22 protein-coding genes and 1 riboswitch are annotated in these 20739 nt (G+C 64.0%); of the genes, 5 read left to right on the top strand and 17 right to left on the bottom strand.

Translation table 11 applies throughout. The annotated features are described in order from the left end of the window. Positions 1-56: 56 nt before the first annotated feature. From HU736_RS10905 to cobO, 12 genes are all read right to left on the bottom strand, one after another. Entirely contained in the window at positions 57-461 is a 405-nt protein-coding gene (locus HU736_RS10905) for a MarR family winged helix-turn-helix transcriptional regulator (RefSeq protein ID WP_186701505.1), read from the bottom strand. Positions 462-515: 54 nt separating this feature from the next. After that, entirely contained in the window at positions 516-1715 is a 1200-nt protein-coding gene (locus HU736_RS10910; RefSeq protein ID WP_437180452.1) for a glycoside hydrolase family 5 protein, read from the bottom strand. Positions 1716-1841: 126 nt separating this feature from the next. After that, positions 1842-2582, bottom strand: a complete 741-nt coding sequence (locus tag HU736_RS10915) for an adenosylcobinamide-GDP ribazoletransferase (protein ID WP_186701504.1) — start codon at positions 2580-2582, stop codon at positions 1842-1844. A gap of 1 nt (position 2583) precedes the next feature. Next, on the bottom strand, positions 2584-3150 hold the full coding sequence (cobC, locus tag HU736_RS10920; RefSeq protein ID WP_186701503.1) for an alpha-ribazole phosphatase family protein: 567 nt from the start codon (positions 3148-3150) through the stop codon (positions 2584-2586). Then, entirely contained in the window at positions 3147-4202 is a 1056-nt protein-coding gene (gene cobT, locus HU736_RS10925; RefSeq protein WP_186701502.1) for a nicotinate-nucleotide--dimethylbenzimidazole phosphoribosyltransferase, read from the bottom strand. Before cobT ends, cobC begins: the two co-directional genes overlap by 4 nt. After that, positions 4199-4720, bottom strand: coding sequence for a bifunctional adenosylcobinamide kinase/adenosylcobinamide-phosphate guanylyltransferase (gene cobU / locus HU736_RS10930; protein ID WP_186701501.1), 522 nt, complete (start codon positions 4718-4720; stop codon positions 4199-4201). Before cobU ends, cobT begins: the two co-directional genes overlap by 4 nt. Further along, positions 4713-6176 (bottom strand): cobyric acid synthase, encoded by a 1464-nt coding sequence (locus tag HU736_RS10935; protein WP_186701500.1) that lies wholly within the window; start codon positions 6174-6176, stop codon positions 4713-4715. Before HU736_RS10935 ends, cobU begins: the two co-directional genes overlap by 8 nt. Next, a complete protein-coding gene (gene cobD, locus HU736_RS10940; RefSeq protein ID WP_186701499.1) occupies positions 6173-7165 on the bottom strand; it encodes a threonine-phosphate decarboxylase CobD in 993 nt (330 codons plus the stop codon). The genes HU736_RS10935 and cobD overlap by 4 nt, the downstream gene beginning before the upstream one ends. Next, entirely contained in the window at positions 7158-8066 is a 909-nt protein-coding gene (gene cbiB / locus HU736_RS10945) for an adenosylcobinamide-phosphate synthase CbiB (RefSeq protein WP_101321732.1), read from the bottom strand. Before cbiB ends, cobD begins: the two co-directional genes overlap by 8 nt. Then, on the bottom strand, positions 8063-8713 hold the full coding sequence (gene bluB, locus HU736_RS10950; protein WP_103438274.1) for a 5,6-dimethylbenzimidazole synthase: 651 nt from the start codon (positions 8711-8713) through the stop codon (positions 8063-8065). Before bluB ends, cbiB begins: the two co-directional genes overlap by 4 nt. Next, positions 8710-10005 (bottom strand): cobyrinic acid a,c-diamide synthase CobB, encoded by a 1296-nt coding sequence (locus HU736_RS10955; protein WP_186701498.1) that lies wholly within the window; start codon positions 10003-10005, stop codon positions 8710-8712. The genes bluB and HU736_RS10955 overlap by 4 nt, the downstream gene beginning before the upstream one ends. Beyond that, positions 10002-10613, bottom strand: a complete 612-nt coding sequence (cobO, locus tag HU736_RS10960; RefSeq protein WP_186701497.1) for a cob(I)yrinic acid a,c-diamide adenosyltransferase — start codon at positions 10611-10613, stop codon at positions 10002-10004. The genes HU736_RS10955 and cobO overlap by 4 nt, the downstream gene beginning before the upstream one ends. Before the next feature lie 119 nt (positions 10614-10732). Beyond that, a riboswitch (cobalamin riboswitch) is annotated at positions 10733-10885 on the bottom strand. Between the two features lie 150 nt (positions 10886-11035). Between cobO and HU736_RS10965 the strand changes: the two genes are divergently transcribed. Both HU736_RS10965 and HU736_RS10970 read left to right on the top strand, forming a co-directional pair. Next, the gene (locus tag HU736_RS10965) at positions 11036-11614 is read left to right on the top strand and encodes a hypothetical protein (protein ID WP_103438276.1); all 579 of its coding nucleotides are present in this window, start codon (positions 11036-11038) and stop codon (positions 11612-11614) included. Between the two features lie 81 nt (positions 11615-11695). Next, a complete protein-coding gene (locus HU736_RS10970; protein ID WP_186701496.1) occupies positions 11696-13012 on the top strand; it encodes a PQQ-dependent sugar dehydrogenase in 1317 nt (438 codons plus the stop codon). Positions 13013-13473: 461 nt separating this feature from the next. Here the strand turns inward: HU736_RS10970 and HU736_RS10975 are convergent, their stop codons facing one another. The 5 genes from HU736_RS10975 to HU736_RS10995 form a co-directional block, all read right to left on the bottom strand. Beyond that, complete coding sequence (locus tag HU736_RS10975; protein WP_103438278.1) at positions 13474-14010, bottom strand: C40 family peptidase; 537 nt, start codon at positions 14008-14010, stop codon at positions 13474-13476. A 134-nt stretch (positions 14011-14144) separates the two neighbouring features. Beyond that, positions 14145-14780 (bottom strand): C40 family peptidase, encoded by a 636-nt coding sequence (locus tag HU736_RS10980; protein WP_103438279.1) that lies wholly within the window; start codon positions 14778-14780, stop codon positions 14145-14147. Between the two features lie 127 nt (positions 14781-14907). Next, on the bottom strand, positions 14908-15612 hold the full coding sequence (gene hda, locus HU736_RS10985; RefSeq protein WP_101321740.1) for a DnaA regulatory inactivator Hda: 705 nt from the start codon (positions 15610-15612) through the stop codon (positions 14908-14910). 157 nt (positions 15613-15769) lie between these two features. Next, positions 15770-16843, bottom strand: coding sequence for an AI-2E family transporter (locus tag HU736_RS10990; RefSeq protein ID WP_103438837.1), 1074 nt, complete (start codon positions 16841-16843; stop codon positions 15770-15772). A gap of 17 nt (positions 16844-16860) precedes the next feature. After that, positions 16861-17916, bottom strand: coding sequence for a DUF2066 domain-containing protein (locus HU736_RS10995; protein WP_186701495.1), 1056 nt, complete (start codon positions 17914-17916; stop codon positions 16861-16863). A 336-nt stretch (positions 17917-18252) separates the two neighbouring features. Here HU736_RS10995 and purM point away from each other — a divergent pair, with 336 nt between their 5' ends. From purM to HU736_RS11010, 3 genes are read left to right on the top strand one after another with little or no spacing between them, the layout of a single operon-like run. Beyond that, entirely contained in the window at positions 18253-19311 is a 1059-nt protein-coding gene (gene purM, locus HU736_RS11000) for a phosphoribosylformylglycinamidine cyclo-ligase (RefSeq protein ID WP_101321742.1), read from the top strand. After that, positions 19311-19961 carry a phosphoribosylglycinamide formyltransferase gene (gene purN / locus HU736_RS11005; protein WP_186701494.1) on the top strand — a complete coding sequence of 217 codons (651 nt, stop codon included), beginning with the start codon at positions 19311-19313 and terminating at the stop codon, positions 19959-19961. Before purM ends, purN begins: the two co-directional genes overlap by 1 nt. 8 nt (positions 19962-19969) lie before the next feature. Then, complete coding sequence (locus tag HU736_RS11010) at positions 19970-20680, top strand: DUF3108 domain-containing protein (RefSeq protein WP_101321744.1); 711 nt, start codon at positions 19970-19972, stop codon at positions 20678-20680. The last annotated feature ends 59 nt before the right edge of the window (positions 20681-20739 follow it).

Here is a 20739-nt window from a genome sequence, read left to right on the forward strand (position 1 = left end):
CTCCAGCAAGTCGCAAGGTTAATTACAGGTATATACCCGTTTATAGTCGAACCACGTCAGGCCAAAATGCCCAGCAAGCGCACCAGTTCGTCACGTTGTCCAGCGCCGAGCTTGTCCAGCAATGACAGTTGCGCCTGCTCCCAGGCCGGACCGGCGTCATGCAGGCAGGTCGCTCCCGCCTCGCTCAACAGCACCACCCGATTACGCTGGTCGGCACCCTCGGCCAACGTCACCAGGCCTTCAGCCTCGAGCACCTTGAGGTTGCGTCCCAGGGTACTCCGGTCCAGGCCCATGACTTGCGCCAGAGTGGTTATGCTCGGGCGGTCCAGCCGCTGCAGCTGACGCAACAGGGAAAACTGGGCGACGTTGATGCCGAAGTCAGCCAAGGCCTCGTCATAGTGTCGGCTAACCCCGCGGGCGGCACGACGTAGGTGGGTGCAGATGCATTCACTGGTCAACATGATTACGTGTATATACCCGCACCCCATTTGTTGCAACAGGTTTCATCTGCGCCGCTAAGCACCGGGGGCGCCTGCCTGCGGCTGCAAGCGTCGTCGAATCGGCTCGAATGCGGGGGTAGCCTTGCGCGCTATTGGATCTGCCGCGCCCTCATCAATGGCTTGCCAGTAACGCCATGGCACCTTGCCGGTGCCCAGCTCATAGTCCATGCCATCCCAGCTGTCTTCACGGAAGCTGTAGAAGGCCCAGTGCAGCGCGTTGCTGTCGGTAACTGCGAGCACGTCTTCTAGATATTGCTGGCAGCCGGGCAGACGGCGCATGCAACCGAACTCGCCGACCACCAGCCGCGAACGCGGCAGCTGCACGGCATCGGCCCAGTCCAGCGACTGCTGCAGGTATGCCGCCACTCGCTGGCCGTCCCAATACTCTTCGCGCCCGGCGAACGGCACCGTACCCGGATAGGCCAATGGCACCTTGCGGGTCATGTTGGGCGCGCTGGTGGCTGCGTACGGTTCGTACATATGCACGCTGTAGAGCAAGCGCTGATCAGCCAACGGCTCTGGCCAGTAACTGAACCCATCAGCCGCAGCAAACCAGCCGGCATCGAGCATGATCGGGGTGACGCTATCAACTTCTCGGACGGCTGCAATGATCTGCTTGTACAGCGCTGGCAGGTCGCGTGCGCCGCCCTGTTGCGCGGCGTACCACTGGCGCATCTGCTGGCGGTCGGCATGCTCGGCCAGCCCGCCCTGCTTTTCTGGCGCTGGTTCGTTGATCAAGTTGTAACCAGCGACTGCCGGATGGTCCTTGAGCACGTCCGCCAAGTCACCCCAGAACGCAGCGGCCTGGTCCCAATAGCGTTTGTCTTGCCACAGGCGGTCATCGAATTGGCCTTGGTTGTTCTGCGACCAGCGCATACCCGGCAACGACAGCGGCGCGATAACCACCTTGAGCCCGGCGGCATGGGCGTGGTCGAGCACCTGACGTAACTGACTCACGTCAGCAGCCGCCAAGCCTTGGTAGGCGTCGGCATCGCCGAGCAGGAAGTCGCGTTGCTCCGGGCGCCATTTGTCGTAGGACAACCGCACCCAGGTGGCGCCGTAGCCATGCAAGGCTTCGAAGTAGGCTTGGGTCGGTGGGAGCCGATTGAAACTGTTGCCGCCATGGCGCGGTGTATCCCAGAAACTCATCAGATCGGCCGCAGTAACGTGCGCGCTGGTCAGGAGCAACAGGCTGGCGAGAATCCACTGACGCATGAGCAGTGCCTCCAAGGTAGAGGTTAACGGGCGGCCGAGGATACGCCCGCCCCTGCTCAGCGGCATCTAATGAACGATTGCCGCAAATTGCGCGATATTTCCAAACATGTTCCGACCGCATATGACTCAGGCCAGTGGCATCAAGGCCAGGCTCAGCACCACTGTCAGCTCCAGCAATTCCAGTACGGCACCGGCGGTATCGCCGGTAGTACCACCCAGCCGACGGCACATCGCCCGGCGCAGGCCGATAAACACCAGCAACGCCAGCAGCCCTGTCCACAGCGCAGCCCAGCCGCCGAGCCAGACGCAGCCCAGCACGGTGGCGAGCAGGACTCCGTTGCCGGCGCGACGCGGCAAGTGCTCTGCCAGGGCTTGCCCCAGGCCACCTGCGCGCACATACGGAGTACTCAGGAACAACCCAAGCATCGCCGCCCGCCCAACTACAGGCGCCAGCAGCAGCCAAGCCCCCGCGCCGCGCTCGATCAATACCCACAGCGCGCAGAATTTGAGCAGCAGCACCAGCATCAGGGTGACCACTGCAATCGGCCCGCTGCGCGGGTCTTTCATGATCAGCAGCGTGCGTTCACGATCACCGAAGCCGCCCAGCCAGGCATCGGCGCTGTCGGCCAGTCCATCCAGGTGCAGCGCCCCGCTGAGCAGTACCCACAGTGTCAGCAGCAGGGCAGCCTGCAACGGCGCGGCGGTGCCTTGCAAGAGGTAGCTGGCCAGCCACAGCAGCACGCCAAACAGCAAGCCCACCAACGGATAGAACAGCAACGAGCGGCCCATCTGACGCGCCTCGGGCATGCCTGCCAAGGTCACGGGCAGGCTGCTGAGAAACTGCAGGGCGATCCACCAGGGCAGCATCTCAGAGCACCTCGTGAAGGATGCCGGCCTGCCACTGCAGGCGCGCCCGCGCACCGTGGCCGACCTCGACCTGCAGCAACTGCTCACGCGGCAAGCCCCGCGCCCGCGCCAGCAGCAGGCGCATCACACCGCCGTGGGTCACCAGCAATACATGCCGCCCGGCATATTCGAGCGCAAGGCGGTCGATGGCCGCCAGCACCCGTTCAGCGAAGTCAGCCACGGGCTCGCCGCCGGGCGGCGTGTAGGCGTAAGGATCGGCCCAGAACCGGCCGAGCTGATCGGCCTGGTCCTGCATGATCTGCAGCGCGGTGCGCCCCTCCCAATCACCGAAGTGCAGTTCACGGATACCCGCTTCGCGCTGCACCGGCAGCGCCAGTTGCTGCCCCAGCTCGTCGGCAAACAGTGCACAGCGCTGCAATGGCGAGGTGATCAGCGCCTGCCACGGAGCGGTCTGCTCCACTGCCGTACGCATCTGCGCCCACCCCTTGGCCGTCAGGGCGTCATCCAGGCTGCCACGCAGGCCGCCGCCCAGTTCGGTTTCGCCATGGCGCAGCAGGTCGATGATCATGCCGGGCGATCCGCGACTGCCGCTTCGGCAAAGGTCGCCATTTGCCCGTGCAGCGCGCAGGCCAGCCGCAGCAGCGGCACCGCCAGAGCTGCGCCACTGCCCTCGCCCAGACGCAGGCCGAGGGCCAGCAACGGCTCGGCGTGCAGCGCCTCGAGCAGCACCTGATGGCCCGGCTCGGCGCCCTGATGGGCAAACAACAGCCAAGGCCGGCACTGCGGATTGAGGCGCACGGCGACCAGCGCCGCGACGCTGCAGATAAAGCCGTCGACCAGAACTGCAACACCCTGCTGGGCACAGCCCAGATAAGCCCCCACCAGCGCGGCAATTTCAAAGCCGCCGACACAGGCCAGCGCCCGCAGCGGGTCATCTGCCTGCAGGCCATGCAGTTTCAGCGCGCGCTCGATCACGGCGGCCTTGTGTTGCACGCCGGCACTGTCCAGGCCAGTGCCCGGGCCACTCAGTTCACGCGCTGGGCAAGCCAGCAGCACGCTGGCCAGGGCCGCCGCAGCAGTGGTGTTGCCGATGCCCATCTCACCGCCAATAAACAGCTGAGTACCCTGCTCGGCAGCACGCTGGGCGCTGTCGCGGCCGGCCTGCAGGGCGGCCTGCAATTGCGCGTCGGTCATCGCTGGCTGCTGAGCGAAGTTGGCGGTACCGGCCCCCAGTTGCAGGTGGCGTACACCTGGCAGCTGCAGGCTTGGCTCGATGGTACCGAGGTCGACCACCTCAAGGCTCGCACCCAATTGCCGCGCCAGTACGCTGATCGCCGCACCGCCGCCGACAAAGTTACGCAGCATCTGCCCGGTCACTGCCTGCGGGTAGGCCGAGATGCCCTCTGCGACTACGCCATGGTCACCGGCAAAAATGCTGATGGCGACCTGCTCCAGGCTTGGCCGCTCGCGGCCCTGCAGGCCGGCCAGGGTCAGCGTAAGGGTTTCCAGCTGACCGAGTGAGCCGGCCGGTTTGGTCAATTGCTGCTGACGCGCACGGGCCTGTTCGATGGCGGCGTGATCAACAGCTTGGCAGGCATCACGCCACCAGAAAGTGTTCATAGAGCAGGTCCTTTAAGCATGAGAGGGAGGCCGGCGACCGTCAGCACTACGCGCTGGCAGCGCTCGGCCACTGCCTGGTGCAACAGGCCGGCCAGATCGACGTAGCGGCGGGTCAGTTCGCCCATGGGCACCACGCCCAGGCCGCTTTCGTTGCTCACCAGAATAAGCGTGCCCGGCAATCTCGGCAGGCACTCGAGCAGCGCATCGCGCTCGGCGGCGAGGCGCTCGGGGTCGTCGAGCATGAGCAGGTTGGTCAGCCACAGGGTCAGGCAGTCGATCAGCAGGCAGCGGCCTTCGGCGGCTTCGGCGCGCAGCACAGCGGCGAGCTGCACGGGCTCTTCGATCAGGCCCCAATGTGCCGGACGGCGCTGGCGATGCAACTGCACGCGCTCGTTCATTTCGCCGTCGAGGGGCTGGCTGGTGGCGATGTAAGTCACCGGCAGTCCGCAGCTGTCTGCCAGTTGCTCGGCCAGGCGGCTCTTGCCCGAGCGGGCACCACCCAGAATCAGACTATGCATGGGCGGCGACTCCACACAGTTGGCGCAATTGGTCAGTGTCCAGGTGCTTTTCGATCAGGTCAGCCAGGCGCTCGATATCGCGCTCGCGCAGTGCTTCATAGTCGATGCTCTGCACGGCTTCCAGGCCCGCCCAGCGCAGCAGCGCCGCGCAGGACTGGCTGCCTTCGAACAAGCCGTGCAGATAGGTCGCGAGGATCTGCCCATCAGCGCTGATTGCGCCGTCGCAGCGGCCGTCGGCCAAGACCACCGCAGGTCGCTCCAGCGCCGCGCCCTGGGTGACGCCAGCGTGGATCTCGTAGCCGGCCACCGGTGACTGCTCCAGCAGCAGTCTGCCGGCAACATTGCGCAATTGTTTGTCGGCTGCAAGTTCGGTGACGAAGTCGAGCAGGCCCAGACCCGGGCTGGTGCCTGCCGGACCCTCCAGCCCGAGCGGATCGCGCACTTCATGGCCGAGCATCTGCAAACCTCCACAAATGCCGATCAGCTTGCCGCCGTAGCGCAGGTGACGCTCGATGGCCGTGGCCCAGCCACGCTCGCGCAATTGAGCGAGGTCGGCGCGCACGCTCTTGGAGCCGGGCAGGATGATCAGGTCGGCCGGCGGGATCGGCTGGCCGGGCCCGATGAACTGCAGATCGACCTGCGGATGCAGGCGCAGCGGGTCGAAATCGGTGTGGTTGCTGATCCGCGGCAGCACCGGCACGATCACCTTGAGCGCCCGCTCGGCCTTGGCCGGCTGGCGCGCATCGATGGCGTCCTCGGCCTCCAGGTGCAGATCGGTAACGTACGGCAGCACGCCCAGCACCGGTTTGCCGGTGCGCTGCTCGAGCCAGTCGAGGCCCGGCTGGAGCAAAGCGATGTCGCCACGAAAACGATTGATGACAAAACCTTTGACCCGCGCCTGCTCGCTGGCCGAGAGCAGCGCGAGGGTGCCCACCAGATGGGCGAACACGCCACCACGGTTGATATCAGCCACCAGAATCACCGGGCAGTCGACCGCCTCGGCAAAGCCCATGTTGGCAATGTCGCCAGCACGCAGGTTGATCTCGGCCGGCGAGCCGGCGCCTTCGACCATCACCACCGGATATGCCGCTTGCAGGCGTTGGTGCGAGGCCAGCACGGCCTGCATGGCGATGGCCTTATAGTCGTGATAGGCGACCGCATTCATGCTGGTCACGGCGCGGCCATGGATAATCACCTGGGCACCGGTGTCACTGTTGGGCTTGAGCAGCACCGGGTTCATGTCGGTGTGCGGTGCCAGCCGGCACGCTTGCGCCTGCACAGCCTGGGCACGACCGATTTCGCCGCCGTCGGCAGTGACAGCACTGTTGAGCGCCATGTTCTGCGGTTTGAACGGCACCACGGCAACGCCCTGGCGCAGCAGCCAACGGCACAAGGCAGTCACCAGGGTGCTCTTGCCGGCGTCGGAGGTGGTGCCTTGCACCATGAGCGTGGTCATGCCGATTCCTTTTGATAGTCAGCCAGCGCCTGGGCCAGGCGCTGCTCTTCTGCCGCGCAGGCGGGCAGGCCGAAGCGCAGCGCTGCGGGGTGCTCGAACAGGCGCACGAGGATGCCGCGGCGGGCGAGAAATGCATGCAGATGACGGGCTTGTTCAAAACGCAGGTACTGAAACAGCTCGCAGCCGCCGGTTGCGCTCAGGCCTGCGTCGTCCAGCACAGTCGCCAGGCGCTGGCTGGCCTGCGCGCAGCGGACGGTCTGGGCCAATTGCGCAGCGCTGTCGTTGAGGCAGGCCTGACCCAGCACGCGGGTCGGCCCCGGCACGGTCCACGGCCCGAGCAGTTCGGCCAGGCGGGCCAACAGGCTTGGTTCGGCCATGGCAAACCCCAGCCGCACACCGGCCAGGCCAAAGAATTTGCCGAACGAACGCAGCACGATCAGCCCCGGTCGCTCGGCACAGTCGACCACGCTTTGGGCTGGGCCGGTATCGATGAACGCCTCGTCGATCACCAGCCAAGCACCACGCCGAGCCAGCCGTGCATGCCAGGCAAGCAACTGCTCGCGCATGAACAGCCGGCCGCTGGGGTTGTTGGGGTTGACCACAACAAGCACGTCGAGGCTATCCAGCACCTGCTCGACATCATCCTCGGCCAGCTCGATCAGTTGGTGCCCGGCACGCTGCCAGGCGTAGGGATGTTCGGCATAGCATGGCGTCAGCACCCCTACCCGGCCCGCCGCGCGCAGGTGTGGCAAGGCTTGAATGGCGGCCTGCGAGCCTGCCACGGGCAGCAGCTGCGTGGCGCCGTAGTAGTGACGCGCAGCTTGCTCCAGACCATCTTCGCTCTCCGGCAAGCGCGCCCAGGCAGCCTGCGCAATCGCCGGGATTGCAAAGGGCCATGGGGCAATACCGCTGGACAGGTCCAGCCACTGCTCGCGGGCAATCCCGTACTCACGCACTGCGCGTTGCAGGCGGCCGCCATGTTCAAGCATTCAGATACGCTCCCAGACAGATCAGCAGCAGCCACAACCAGACGCCGCGTTGCACCAGGCTCCAGCCGCGCTCGATGGCGTCGGCATCGGCCGGTGGCCCCTCGCCCAGCTGCGGCCGCTCGTGCAGCTCGCCGTGATAAACCGCAGGGCCACCCAGCTCGACACCGAGCGCACCGGCACCGCTGGCCATCACCGGGCCTGCGTTGGGGCTGTCCCACAGCGGCGCCTGACGCCGCCAGCAGGTCAGCGCCAGGCGGGTCTTGCCGAGCAGCGCGTAAGTAAGGGCGACCAGCCTTGCAGGAATGTAGTTGAGGACGTCGTCGATGCGCGCCGCCGCCCAGCCGAAGCGCTCGAAGCGTTCGTTGCGATAGCCCCACATGGCATCGAGCGTGTTGCTCAGCCGGTACAGCACCACCCCGGGCGCACCGGCGATGATGAACCAGAACAAAGCAGCAAACACTGCATCGCTGCCGTTCTCCAGGACTGATTCGCTGGCAGCGCGGGCGACGGCAGTTTCGTCCAGTTCAGCGGTCTCGCGGCTGACCAGGTAGCCGACCCGACGCCGGGCTTCGGCCAGATCACCGCGGCGCAGTGCGTCAGCCACCGGCATTACGTGCTCACCCAGGCTACGCAGCCCCAACGCACAGTACAGCGCCAGCACATCGACCAGCCAGCCGATCAGCGGCAGCCAGGACAGCAACAGTGCCAGCAAGGTCAACGGCACCACGGCCAGGAACCAGGCGCTGACGCCATGGCTGCGCCAGCCGCGACCACCCGCATTCAGGCGCTGCTCCAGGCGTGCGGCAAAATTGCCGAAAGCAACCAGCGGGTGGCGCCGTTTCGGCTCACCCAGCAGCGCGTCGAGGGCAACACCGGCGACGGTCAGCAAGGCCACGCTCATGCGCGTTCTCCCCATTGGTTTTCGTAGAGCATGGCGCTCAGTGGCTGTTGTTCGGCCCAGTTTTCCAGGGCCAGCATCGGTGCTGGGTAGAACGCCTCGACCGGGCCCAGGCAGAGCACCGCCACCGGCTTGGCATCGGCTGGCATGGCCAGCAGCTCGGCCAGTGCCTGCGGGTCGAACAACGATACCCAGCCCATGCCCAGGCCTTCGGCGCGCGCGGCCAGCCAGAGGTTCTGGATCGCGCAGGCGAGCGAGGCCAGGTCCATTTCCGGCAGGGTGCGGCGGCCGAAGATGTGCGCTTCGCGCTTGTCCATCAGCGCTGCCACCCAGAGCTCGGCGCAGTCGTTGATGCCTTCGACCTTGAGCTTCATGAATTCGTCGGAGCGCTCGCCAAGGGCTTCGGCGGTGCGCGCCCGCTCCTGCTCGACCAGTGTCTGGATGCGTCCGCGCAAGTCGCGCTGACTGATGCGGATAAACCGCCACGGTTGCATCAGGCCAACACTGGGGGCCTGATGCGCGGCCGCCAGCAGGCGTGTAAGCACCTGCGGCGCTACTTCGCCACCGGCAAAGTGGCGCATGTCGCGGCGCTCACCGATCGCCCGGTAGACCGCGGCGCGTTCGGCATCGGAGAAGGCATGCTCGCTCATGGTCGCAACAGCGCCGCCGCCGCGTGTGGGTCGGAGGGGAAATAGAAGTGCACGTAAGAAGCCGTCAGCCGGCCCAGGCGGTACACCGCCTCGTTGCCGCGGCCGCCGTTGGGGCTGAGGCCACGGGCGATTGGCTCCAGCTCGCTGGTGGTCAACGAGTGGTGATAGGTGTGTCCGCGCAGGGTGCCTTCGGGCAGTTCCACCGCTTGCAGGGCCAGTGCTGCCAGGCGCTTCTGCATCACCGCCTCGCCAGTCAACAAACCAACCAGCGCGGCGCGTTCACCGGCAACATCGGTCAGGTTTTCAAGCAGGTAGAGCATGCCGCCGCACTCGGCCAAAAGCGGCTTGCCAACATTATGGTGAGCGCGAATCGCGTCCAGCATCGGCGTATTGGCGGCCAGCGCATGGTGGTGCAATTCGGGGTAGCCGCCTGGCAGATATAGGCTGTCGACCTGCGGCAGCTCGCTGTCGTGCAGCGGCGAGAAAAACTCCAGCTGAGCCCCCATGGCCCGCAGCAAGTCGAGGTTGGCGCCATAGATGAAGGCAAATGCTTCGTCTTGCGCCACACCGATGCGCACCCCGGCCAACGAGGGCAACGGTGCTGGCAAAGCGGGGCCATCGAAGCTCACCGCTGGCGGCAGCGCTGCATCGCAGCTGCCAGCCAGGGCCTCGGCGGCGGCGTCGAGGCGCTGGTCAAGGTCGTTCAGTTCGCTGGCTTGCACCAGGCCCAGGTGGCGACTCGGCAGCTCGATGCCGCGCTCGCGCGACAGCCCGCCGTACCAGCGCAGGCCTTCGGTCAGGCTGCCTTCAAGTAGTTGCGCGTGGCGCAGGCTGCCAACCCGATTGGCCAGCACCCCGGCGAACGGCAAATCGGCCTGGTAGCGTGCCAGGCCCAGGGCCAGCGCACCAAAGGTCTGGGCCATGGCGGTACCGTCGATCACCGCCAGCACCGGAACGCCGAAATGGCGCGCCAGATCAGCGCTGGACGGAGTGCCATCGAACAAGCCCATGACCCCTTCGATGAGGATCAGGTCGGCCTCGCCGGCAGCTTCCCAGAGCAGTCGCCGGCTCTCTTGCGCGCCAATCATCCACAGATCGAGCTGGTACACCGGTGCGCCGCTGGCCCGCTCCAGAATCATCGGGTCGAGAAAGTCCGGACCGCACTTGAACACCCGCACCTTGCGCCCGAGGTTGCGGTGCAAGCGCGCCAGGGCTGCGGTCACGGTGGTCTTGCCCTGCCCGGAAGCGGGCGCTGCGATCAGCACCGCCGGGCACCGGCGCGGGTCACTCATAGTTCCACGCCCTTCTGCGCGCGGATACCGGCCTGGAAGGCGTGCTTGAGCATGCCCATCTCGGTGACGGTGTCGGCCAGTTCGACCATTTCCGGTTTGGCGCCGCGGCCGGTGACGATCACGTGCTGCATTGGCGGACGAGCCTGAATGTCACTGAGCACCTGGTCCAGATCGAGGTAACCATGCTTGAGGGCGATGTTCAGCTCATCCAGCACAACGAAATGAATCGACGGGTTCTGCAGCATTTGCCGCGATACTGCCCAGGCGGCTTCTGCCGCGGCGATGTCGCGCTGGCGGTCCTGGGTTTCCCAGGTGAAGCCCTCGCCCATCACGTGGTAGCGCACCTGCTCAGGGAAACGGCGGAAGAACAGCTCCTCGCCGGTGCTGTTGCGGCCCTTGATGAACTGCACCACGCCGCACTGCATGTCATGGCCCAGCGCGCGGGCGAGCATGCCGAAAGCCGAGCTGCTTTTGCCCTTGCCATTACCGGTCAGCACCAGCAGCAGGCCGCATTGATTGGGAGAGTTGGCGATGCGCTCGTCGATGATCGCCTTTTTGCGCTGCATGCGCGCCAGGTGGCGTTCGTCGCGTTCGGGGTTGTCGCTCATAAGGTTCTCCGCAAGTGCCTGCGCGCGCACCGGGCGGCGACAGATCGAAAGGCAGGCAAACGGAGAACGCGCAGGCGCCGTGGCGCAAACCACAGTGAACTGTGCATCACCCTCCGTGATGCCGTTGGCAGTAACAGGCCGGTCTCCGGGCTCGTGAGCGCTACGTACGCGGCTCACCTACCGTTGCGGGGGCAGCGCCGGACTGGTACCGGCTTCCCAGTTTCACCCCGCCAGACCGCAGTCCGCAGGGCACCTGAAACACGCCGCGAAGGTTAGAGGGTTGCACCGGGAGCGTCAATGAAACAAGGCCGGTTTGGCCTGGATCAATGGCCGATTCGACAGTACAGCGCAGACTGCTAGCATTGATATCATATCGCCATCACTGTAGCTGACCGCGATAATCACAATAAGGAGTGCGCAGCATGCAAGGTCTGATCATCAACAACCCGCGCCTGGAGTTTTTGCGTCCTGCCCTGGAGCGCTGGGTCGACTGCATCGATCGCTTCGCCGAACTCAACCATGCCAGCGACGCGCCGTACTGGCATGGTGCAGCGGCCAACGTCGGCCTGCTGGCTGCGGCCGCCTGGCAAGCCGAGCTGGTCGCCCTGACCCAGTTTGCCAGCAGCAAGCAACGCGAAGAAGGCGAGCGCGAAGGCCGTTGTGACCTGGCCATCAGCACCGCCGAGGAGTCGATCCACCTGCACGCCAGCCAGCGCTGGCCGCGCATCGCCCGGCTCGACCTGACCGCCGCCCTGCATGAAACCACCAGCGCCGCCAAGCCAGTTGCCTATGCCAGCCAGCTCAAAGCCGGGGCGCTGTTCGTCAGCCCGTGGAAAGCCGGCCAGCACGCCAGCCCGGAAGAACTCCAGGACCTGGTCGATGACCTGCAAAAGCACACCGCCTGCGCCGTTGCCTGGTACTTCCCGTACGCCTATCGCAAACTGCACAACGAGCTCGGCCAGTATTTCCCAGGTGTTGCATTGCTGTTCAAGCAAGCGTGAAGCACCCCTGCGCCGCGCCGGGTTGAACCTCGCCCGGCGGCTATGGTTCTGTATGCCATAGCCCTTGTCGAGAGCCCGCCCATGAACAGAATGCGCAGTGCCGTTGTGCTCGCCTTGCTCGCAGGCCTCGGCGGCTGCGGCGAGACCGCCAGCCTCAGGGTCAACGATGGCATCGGCCCCACACCGCAGTTACCGGCGCCAAACAAAACCCTGCTGCCAACCGTCAACGTCGCGCCGGCGGTCGGCTGGCCGCAGGGTGGCAAACCGGTTGCAGCGGCCGGCACTCAGGTTGCGCTATTTGCTGACCACCTCGACCATCCGCGCTGGCTGCATGTGCTGCCCAATGGCGACGTGCTGGTCGCCGAAACCAACGCACCGGCCAAGCCGGACGACGGCAAAGGCCTGCGCGGCTGGTTCATGAAACGAGCCATGTCCTTGGCCGGTGCAGGCGTCCCCACCGCCAACCGCATCACCCTGCTGCGCGACCGCGATCATGACGGCGTTGCCGAAACCCGCAGCCGCTTTATCGAAGGGCTCAACTCGCCCTTCGGCATGGTGCTGGTAGGCAAGGACCTGTACATCGCCGACACCGACAAGCTGCTGCGCTTCGATTACGTGACCGACGCGTTGCAGATCGACGGGCGCGGGCAGAAGGTCATCGACCTGCCGGGTGGCACCCTCAATCACCACTGGACCAAGAACGTGATTGCCAGCCCCGACGGGCGCAAGCTGTACGTCACGGTAGGCTCCAACAGCAACGTGGCAGAGAACGGCATGCAGCAGGAGCAAGGCCGCGCGGCGATCTGGGAAGTGGACCGCGCTACCGGCAGCCACCGCATCTTCGCCTCCGGGCTGCGCAACCCGAATGGATTGGCCTGGCAGCCGCAATCCGGGGCGCTATGGACGGCAGTCAACGAGCGCGACGAGATCGGCAGCGACCTGGTCCCGGACTACATCACCTCGGTCAAGGATGGCGGTTTCTACGGCTGGCCGTACAGCTACTACGGGCAGCACGTAGACGTGCGGGTGCAACCACAAGACCCAGCCAAAGTCGCCCAGGCGCTGGTACCGGATTACGCCGTGGGGCCACATACCGCTTCGCTTGGCCTGGCGTTTATCGAGCCAGGTTTATTGCCCGCACCGTTTGGCCGTGGCGCGCTGATTGGTCAACACGGCTCGTGGAACCGCAAGCCACACAGTGGTTACAAAGTGATCTTTGTGCCGTTCGATGCGAATGGCAAGCCGGCAGGCCAGGCAATAGACCTGCTGAGCAGTTTCTTGAATGAACAGGGTGAGGCAATGGGCCGGCCGGTTGGCGTGGTCAGCGATCAGCGCGAAGGCGTGCTGGTGGCTGATGATGTGGGCAACGTAATCTGGCGAGTGAGCGCAGCGAAGTAACTGAAAAAGCCACTCAGCCACTGCTTTTGACTCTCGCCCTTGATCTGCGCCAGCGCAGCGAGGCGTGCTCTTGACCTTGATCTGCTTTTGATCTTGATCCACCGGCGACTCAGGAGGCCGAGCGCAGGTCTTGCGAAGGGAGGTGCCGGCCATGGATGGCCGGCAAGCGCTGCGGCCCAGGATGGGCCGTACAGCGCGGTCCTCCCGGGAGCAAGACCGGAGCGAGGGAACCCCGCAGCGCAGCGGAGGGGCCGGATGTGGAGCCAAGCATTTTTTTGGTTACTTTTTTGGGGCGTTTGCCAAAAAAGTGACTCGCCGCAAGGGCGAAAGGGGCCCGCAAGGCCACCACAGAGAATGGATAAGCACGCAGCAATCGTGAACGACCCGGACATCGCTGGGGCCGCTACGCAGCCCTTTCGCGACACAAGGCCGCTCCTACAGGGGCCGCGCAGGTCGCTAATTCAGGGATTCTGCGCCAAATGCCCAGCCGGCAATATCCGCTTGGCCTGCAAATACGCCTTGGCCCAATAGCTATTACTCAGATAATCCAACCGCACAGTCCCGCCAGTCCGCGGCGCATGCACAAACCGCCCTTCCCCGACATAGATCCCGGCATGGCTAACCTGCGAGCCACCCCCGGTAGCAAAGAACACCAAATCCCCCGACTGCAGCGAATTGACATCAATGCTAGGCGCCCGCATCACAATCATCTCGCGAGTCGACCGCGGCAAGCTGATACCAGCAGCATCCCGGTACACATAGCCAATCAGCCCACTGCAATCAAAGCCCGAATCCGGCGTATTGCCGCCCCAGCGATAAGGCGTGCCAACCAACCCGATAGCCCGGAACAACACATCCGCCGCAACCGGCGAAGAGCTGGGTTGTTGATTGAAGGTGATTTGTGGCTGAACCACAGGCGCCGGTGCCGGAGCACGGCTGGAGCAGGCAGCGAGCATCGCCACCAGCGAAAGAAATGCGAAGCGCGCCACTGTCACCATGGCTGAAACTTCCTGTAAGAGGCCGATCGACCGCAGTCGAAAAGAGTTGAGAAATTAGATTAGACGCTTTCTGTAAATGCGCACGGCGGCGAGCTTTATAAGCATCGCCGCCGTGCGAATATAGCAACTGGCTATCAGTTACGCGAGATCATCGTTGGCGCCATGGCCAGGGCGCGTTTGGCCTCGATAAAGGTCTTGCTCCAGTAGCGATCCTGGAGATTATCGATGCGCACACCACCGCTGCGACGGCTGCTCGAGTGGATGAACTGATTGTCACCCAGGTAAATGCCGGCATGGCTTACCCGACCGCGACCGTTAGTGCTGAAGAACAGCAGGTCGCCTGGCTTGAGCTTGTTGCGGGCTACTTTGGGTGCGTCGACATTGATCATTTCGCGGGTCGAGCGTGGCAGGTTCATGCCAGCCTCTTCGCGGAACAAATAACCGATGAAACCGCTGCAATCGAAACCGGACTTCTCCGAAGTGCCGCCAAAGCGATAGCGGGTGCCGATCAAGGCCATGCCGCGCTCCAGAATGCTGTCGGCAAGGACAGGCAACTGGTAAGGCTTGCTGCTGGAGAATGCCTCGAGGTCATCCTCGGTAGCCATTGGCTCTTCGCCGAAGACCGAAGAAGCAGAAGGTTTGATCAGGTCCGCAGACTGTGCGGCAACCTGTGGGTGATCCTGGGGCTCGGAAACCGGGCTATGCGCCGCGCAGCCAAAAAGCAGGGTCACAAGTGCGAGTGGCACGAGGGGTGCGAAGTGCTTGAGCATGTGCACGACCGTGTCTTTAGTTCTAAAGGAGGCTGCGACTATGCCTTCTATCAAGGTTATTTGCAAATTTTATCGAAAAAAATGTGACTTTTCCGTTTTTCCGCTGTAGCCCGCTGGTTTCAGGGCTTTACCAGCCCAGAGTTTCTTTCAGAAAAGGGATGGTCAGCTTGCGCTGAGCCTGCAGCGAGGCCTGATCAAGCCGCTCAAGCAGATCAAACAACGCACTCATGCTGCGCGCGCCGCGGGTGAGGATGAAATGGCCGACCTCGTCGGTCAGGTGCAAACCGCGGCGCGAGGCACGCAGTTGCAGGGCGCGCAGCTTGTCTTCATCGGACAGCCCGCGCATCTGGAAGATCAGCGCCAGGGTCAGGCGCGACTTGAGGTCGGCAAGCTTGATCGGCAATTCGCGCGGCGAACTGGATGCGGCCAGCAGCAAGCGTCGGCCGCTGTCGCGCAGGCGGTTGAACAGATGGAACATGGCCTCTTCCCAGTCGGCTTTACCAGCGATCACATGCAGATCGTCGATGCACACCAGCTCGTACTGTTCGAGGTGATCGAGCAGCTCGATACCGCGATCGAGCAACTGCGCCAGGGGCAGGTAGACCGCCAGCTCCCCGCGCTGCTGGAAACGCTGGGTGGCAGCCTGCAACAGGTGGGTGCGACCCACACCCTGCTTGCCCCATAGATAGATGAGGCTCTCGGTCCAGCCGGCGTCGGCTTCGCACAAGCGCTCGACATAGCCCAGTGCTGCGGCATTGGCGCCCGGATAGTAGTTGATGAAGGTGGCGTCATCTCGCAGACGCACACCCAGGGGCAACTGGATCGGTTTCATGCTGGGCTGACGGTCACGAGGACCACGGGGCCTTGGAGGAAAGTCTGCAAAGTCTATACCTGCAGCGCGGGCGGCACAATCAGCGCCGGCGAGAGGGCAAGTAAAATCAAGGGCTTGCACCGAAGCGGGGGCTGCACTCGCAGCCCCCTCCCCCGCGTTAAAGCTGAGGGTCTTCTTCGCCGCCGTACAGGTCCGACTCCTTGTACATCTCGTGGGCATGGCGCAGCAGCACCATGATCACCGCGGCTACCGGCAAGGCCAGCAGGACACCAGTGAAGCCAAACAGCTCACCGCCGGCGAGGATCGCAAAGATCACCGCCACCGGGTGCAGGCCAATCCGGTCGCCTACCAGCAGCGGAGTCAGCACCATGCCTTCAAGCGCTTGGCCGATCATGAACACAGCAACGATACCCAGCATCGGATAGAGGTCACCGCCGAACTGGAACAGCCCGGCAATCAGCGCCGCGCCAATGCCGATGATGAAGCCCATATAAGGCACGATTGCAGCAAGGCCGGCCAGCAGGCCGATCAACAAGCCAAGCTCGAGGCCGACCAGCATCAGGCCACTGGCATAGATCACCCCCAGCGCCAGCATCACCAGCAACTGCCCACGAACAAATGCACCAAGCACTTCGTGGCATTCGCCTGCCAGCTCGACGATCTGCTCTTCGCGCTGACGCGGCAGCAGGCTGCGCAGCTTGGCCATCATCAGGTCCCAGTCACGCAGCAGGTAAAAGCCCACTACCGGGATCAGCACCAGATTGGCCAGCCAGGCCAGCAGGGCCAGGCTCGACGCCGTGGCCTGACTCAGTACCGCACTGACAATGTCGGTGGTCTGGCCCATATGCTCGCTGATGGCGGCCTTGATCTTGTCAAACTTCCAGAAACCATCGGCCAGCCCCAAGCGGGTTTGCACCCACGGCAGCGCCACATGCTGCAGCCAGTCGAGCATCTGCGGCGTCAGCTCGTACAGGCGTACCAGCTGCTTGGCCAGCATCGGGATCAGCACTAGCAGCAAGGCCATGAAGATCAGCGTGAACAAGGCGAACACCACCACTACGCCCCAGGTGCGAGACAGACCCGCCCGCTCCAGGCGGTCGACCAACGGGTCAGCCAGATACGCCAGAAGGATGCCGACCAGAAACGGCGACAAGATGTTGTGCAGGCTATACAGCAGTACCGCCACTACCAGGGCCACGCCCAGCCATACCCAGCGACGCTGATCAGTCATCATGTTCATGTTTTCTCTTACCAGGCAAAGCGCAAGCCATCGAAAGGTTTCGCTGCCGGAGCTCGCGCAGCCCCGGCTGGTTCATTTGTAACAGGGGCTGCAGGTGCGGCGGCGGCCGGTTCGGCTGGCAGTTCACGGAGTTTGGCCAGGCCCAGCTGGGCGCGCAGTTGCTCGCGGTTGCCGCTGACCTGATAGGTCAGCTTGTCGCCATCGGCCAGTTGCAGGCGCGGACCGTAGGGTTCGAGCACGCGGCTGAGCTCGGCATAACGTTTGAGATTCATGCCTTGTACCTGCACCAGCAGCTCGCTGCTGGCACCCGGTCGAGTGACATAGCGCGGCGCCAGACGAGTACTCACCGCCAGCATCACCGCGTCGGCCAAGGCAGCCTGATCAGCGCCTTCGGCATCGCCTTGCTCACGTTGGTCACCCAGCCACAGCTGCCATTTGCCCTGCCACTTGCCGTCGGCTTCATGAGCGTGGACGGCCAACAGCGCATCGGCAGCGTAACGCTCGGAAGCTTCGCGCAGCGCGCTCGGATCCTTGCCTTCCAGCTGCTTGGCATTGGCGACTAGTTGCTCCTGCAGGTCGGCCAACGGCAAGCGCAGCGGCAGGCCGCGATGTTGCGCAGCGCGGCGTAGCGGCTCAGCGGCGCTCTGGCCATCGCCGACCAGGCTGCTGCCGTCGACGCTGTCGTTCAGCCACCAACTGAGGATCGACGGCCGATTGCTGCCCCACAAGGCCAGGCCAGCCTGACGCAAGGCACGTTCGGTACTGCCTGCGTCAAACTCGACCAGCACGCTCTCGGGCGGGCCGGCCTCGTTGCCGACCTGATTGATGATCTGTTGCGGGTCCTTGCGCAGCGCGGCCAGGGCTGGCGACTGCGGCGCCTTTGGATCGCCGGTCAGACGCAGGATCAACGTGTCGAGCGCACGTGCTGTGGCCTGGGTGCGTGCCTCGCTGCCCTGGCCGTCGACCGTTTCACGTACTTGATAAAGCCCGGCAACACTTTCGGCCTGGGCCGCACTCGCCAGCAAGGCGAGGCAACCGGCAGCCAGGTAATTGAGAAGACGCATGGAGGATTCCTGTCCAGATGAACGAGGGCGCGGAGCCTGTACCTGCTGGCGGTGACCGCAGCGCCTGTCGATCGCTCCGTCCGCCGGCAATTTTGTCCCCGCGCCATACCTATACCTTATACAGCGACCGGTCAGGCAACCAGTCGCGGCCCATGAAAGGATGTTTTTAAACATTTACCGCCCTGCCCGTCGGCCTGAGGATGGCCGCTGCCCGGCAACCCTGATAAAATCGCGCGCCTTCGCAGACCAGTGACGAACAGGCAGCCGCCGCTGCAACAGCCGGCCTTGGCCGTCGCGGTCGTTTTTCCGTATCCCTACCTCTAAAGGCCTGGATCAATGAGCAAGCAACCCTCCCTGAGCTACAAAGACGCCGGTGTAGACATCGACGCCGGCGAAGCACTGGTCGAACGCATCAAGGGCGTGGCCAAGCGCACCGCACGCCCTGAGGTCATGGGTGGCCTGGGCGGCTTTGGCGCCCTCTGCGAGATCCCGGCCGGCTACAAACAGCCGGTGCTGGTCTCCGGCACCGACGGCGTCGGCACCAAGCTGCGCCTGGCACTGAACCTGAACCGCCACGACAGCATCGGCCAGGATCTGGTCGCCATGTGTGTAAACGACCTGATCGTCTGCGGCGCTGAGCCGCTGTTCTTCCTCGACTACTACGCCACCGGCAAGCTCAACGTTGACGTTGCAGCGACCGTGGTAACCGGTATTGGCGCAGGTTGCGAGCTGGCTGGCTGCTCGCTGGTCGGTGGTGAAACCGCCGAGATGCCTGGCATGTACGAAGGCGAAGACTACGATCTGGCCGGCTTCTGCGTCGGTGTGGTCGAAAAAGCCGAGATCATCGATGGCTCGAAAGTCGCCAGCGGTGACGCCTTGATCGCCCTGCCTTCGTCCGGCCCGCACTCTAACGGCTACTCGCTGATCCGCAAGATCCTCGAAGTCTCCGCGACCGACATCGAGAGCACCCAGCTCGACGGCAAGCCGCTGGCCGACCTGCTGATGGCGCCAACGCGCATCTACGTCAAGCCGCTGCTCAAGCTGATCAAGGACACTGGCGCCGTCAAGGCCATGGCCCACATCACCGGTGGTGGCCTGCTCGACAACATCCCGCGCGTCCTGCCGAAAAACGCCCAGGCGATCATCGACGTGGCCAGCTGGCAGCGTCCGGTAGTGTTCGATTTCCTCCAGGAAAAAGGCAACGTCGACGAGCACGAAATGCACCGCGTCCTGAACTGCGGCGTGGGCATGGTCATCTGCGTTGGCCAAGACCAGGTCGAAAACGCCCTCAACGTGTTGCGTGCAGCCGGTGAGCAGCCATGGGTGATCGGTCAGATCGCCGATGCCGCCGAAGGCGCACCTCAGGTCGACCTGCAGAACCTCAAGGCGCACTGATGCCGGGCAAGACCTGTAATGTTGTGGTGTTGCTGTCGGGTACCGGCAGCAACCTGCAGGCGCTGCTCGACAGCTGTAAGCCAGACGGCCCGGTGCGCATCTGCGCAGTGATCTCCAACCGCGCCGATGCCTATGGCCTGGAACGGGCCAAAGCGGCCGGCATCGCGACTGCGGTGCTGGAGCATCAGGGTTTCACCGGTCGTGAGGCATTCGATACAGCGCTGATGGCGCTGATTGACGGCTTCACCCCGGACCTGGTGGTGCTCGCCGGTTTCATGCGCATCCTCAGTGGCGGTTTCGTGCGTCACTATCAAGGCCGCCTGCTGAATATCCACCCTTCGTTGCTGCCCAAGTACAAAGGTCTGCATACCCACCAGCGCGCCCTGGAAGCGGGTGATGGCGAGCACGGTTGCAGCGTGCACTTTGTCACCGAGGAACTCGATGGCGGGCCTCTGGTCGTACAGGCAGTGGTTGCGGTGGCAGCAGATGACACCGTGCAAAGCCTGGCAGCCCGGGTTCACCACCAGGAGCACCAGATCTACCCGCTGGCGGTGCGCTGGTTCGCCGAAGGACGCTTGCGTCTGGGCGAGCACGGTGCGTTACTGGATGGCCAGCCGCTGGCGGCCAGCGGTCACTTGATTCGTCCCTAGGAGATTTTATGCGTCGCGCCCTGCTGATGGCTCTCGCCGTGCTTGCCCTGCCTCTTCAGGCAGCTGATCTGAAGCCCTTCTCGGCCAGCTACACCGCCGACTGGAAGCAGCTGCCCATGAGCGGCACCGCCGAGCGTAGCCTGGTGAAGAATGCCAACGGGACCTGGAGCCTGAACTTCAAGGCTTCGATGATGATTGCCAGCTTGACCGAGCAAAGCACCGTTCGGGTGGACAAGGATGCGTTGTTGCCGCAGACCTACCACTTCGAACGCGGTGGCCTGGGCAAGGCAAAGAAAGTCGACCTGGACTTTGATTGGGCAAGCAAGAAGGTCACCGGTAGCGATCGTGGTGATGCGGTGAGTCTGCCGTTGAATCGTGGCGTGCTGGACAAGTCTTCGTATCAGCTGGCGCTGCAGCATGACGTAGCGGCGGGCAAGAAGAGTGTGTCGTATCAGGTGGTCGATGGCGATGAGATCGATACCTATGACTTCCGGGTTTTGGGCACTGAGAAGGTGACTACCAAGACTGGGCAGGTCGATGCGATCAAGGTCGAGCGCGTGCGTGATCCTAGCCAGAGCAAGCGGATTACCGAGCTTTGGTTCGCCAAGGATTGGGATTATCTGCTGGTGCAGTTGCGTCAGGTTGAGACTGATGGCAAGGAATACGTGATCGTGCTGCAGGATGGTACGGTTGATGGGCGGTCGGTGAAGGGCAATTGATTTTGTCTTGAGCTGAATCCGCTGTGAAACGACCCCACTTTGATGTGGGGTTTTTTATG

It is taken from the genome of Pseudomonas shirazensis, from assembly GCF_014268785.2.
GTDB lineage: Bacteria > Pseudomonadota > Gammaproteobacteria > Pseudomonadales > Pseudomonadaceae > Aquipseudomonas > Aquipseudomonas shirazensis.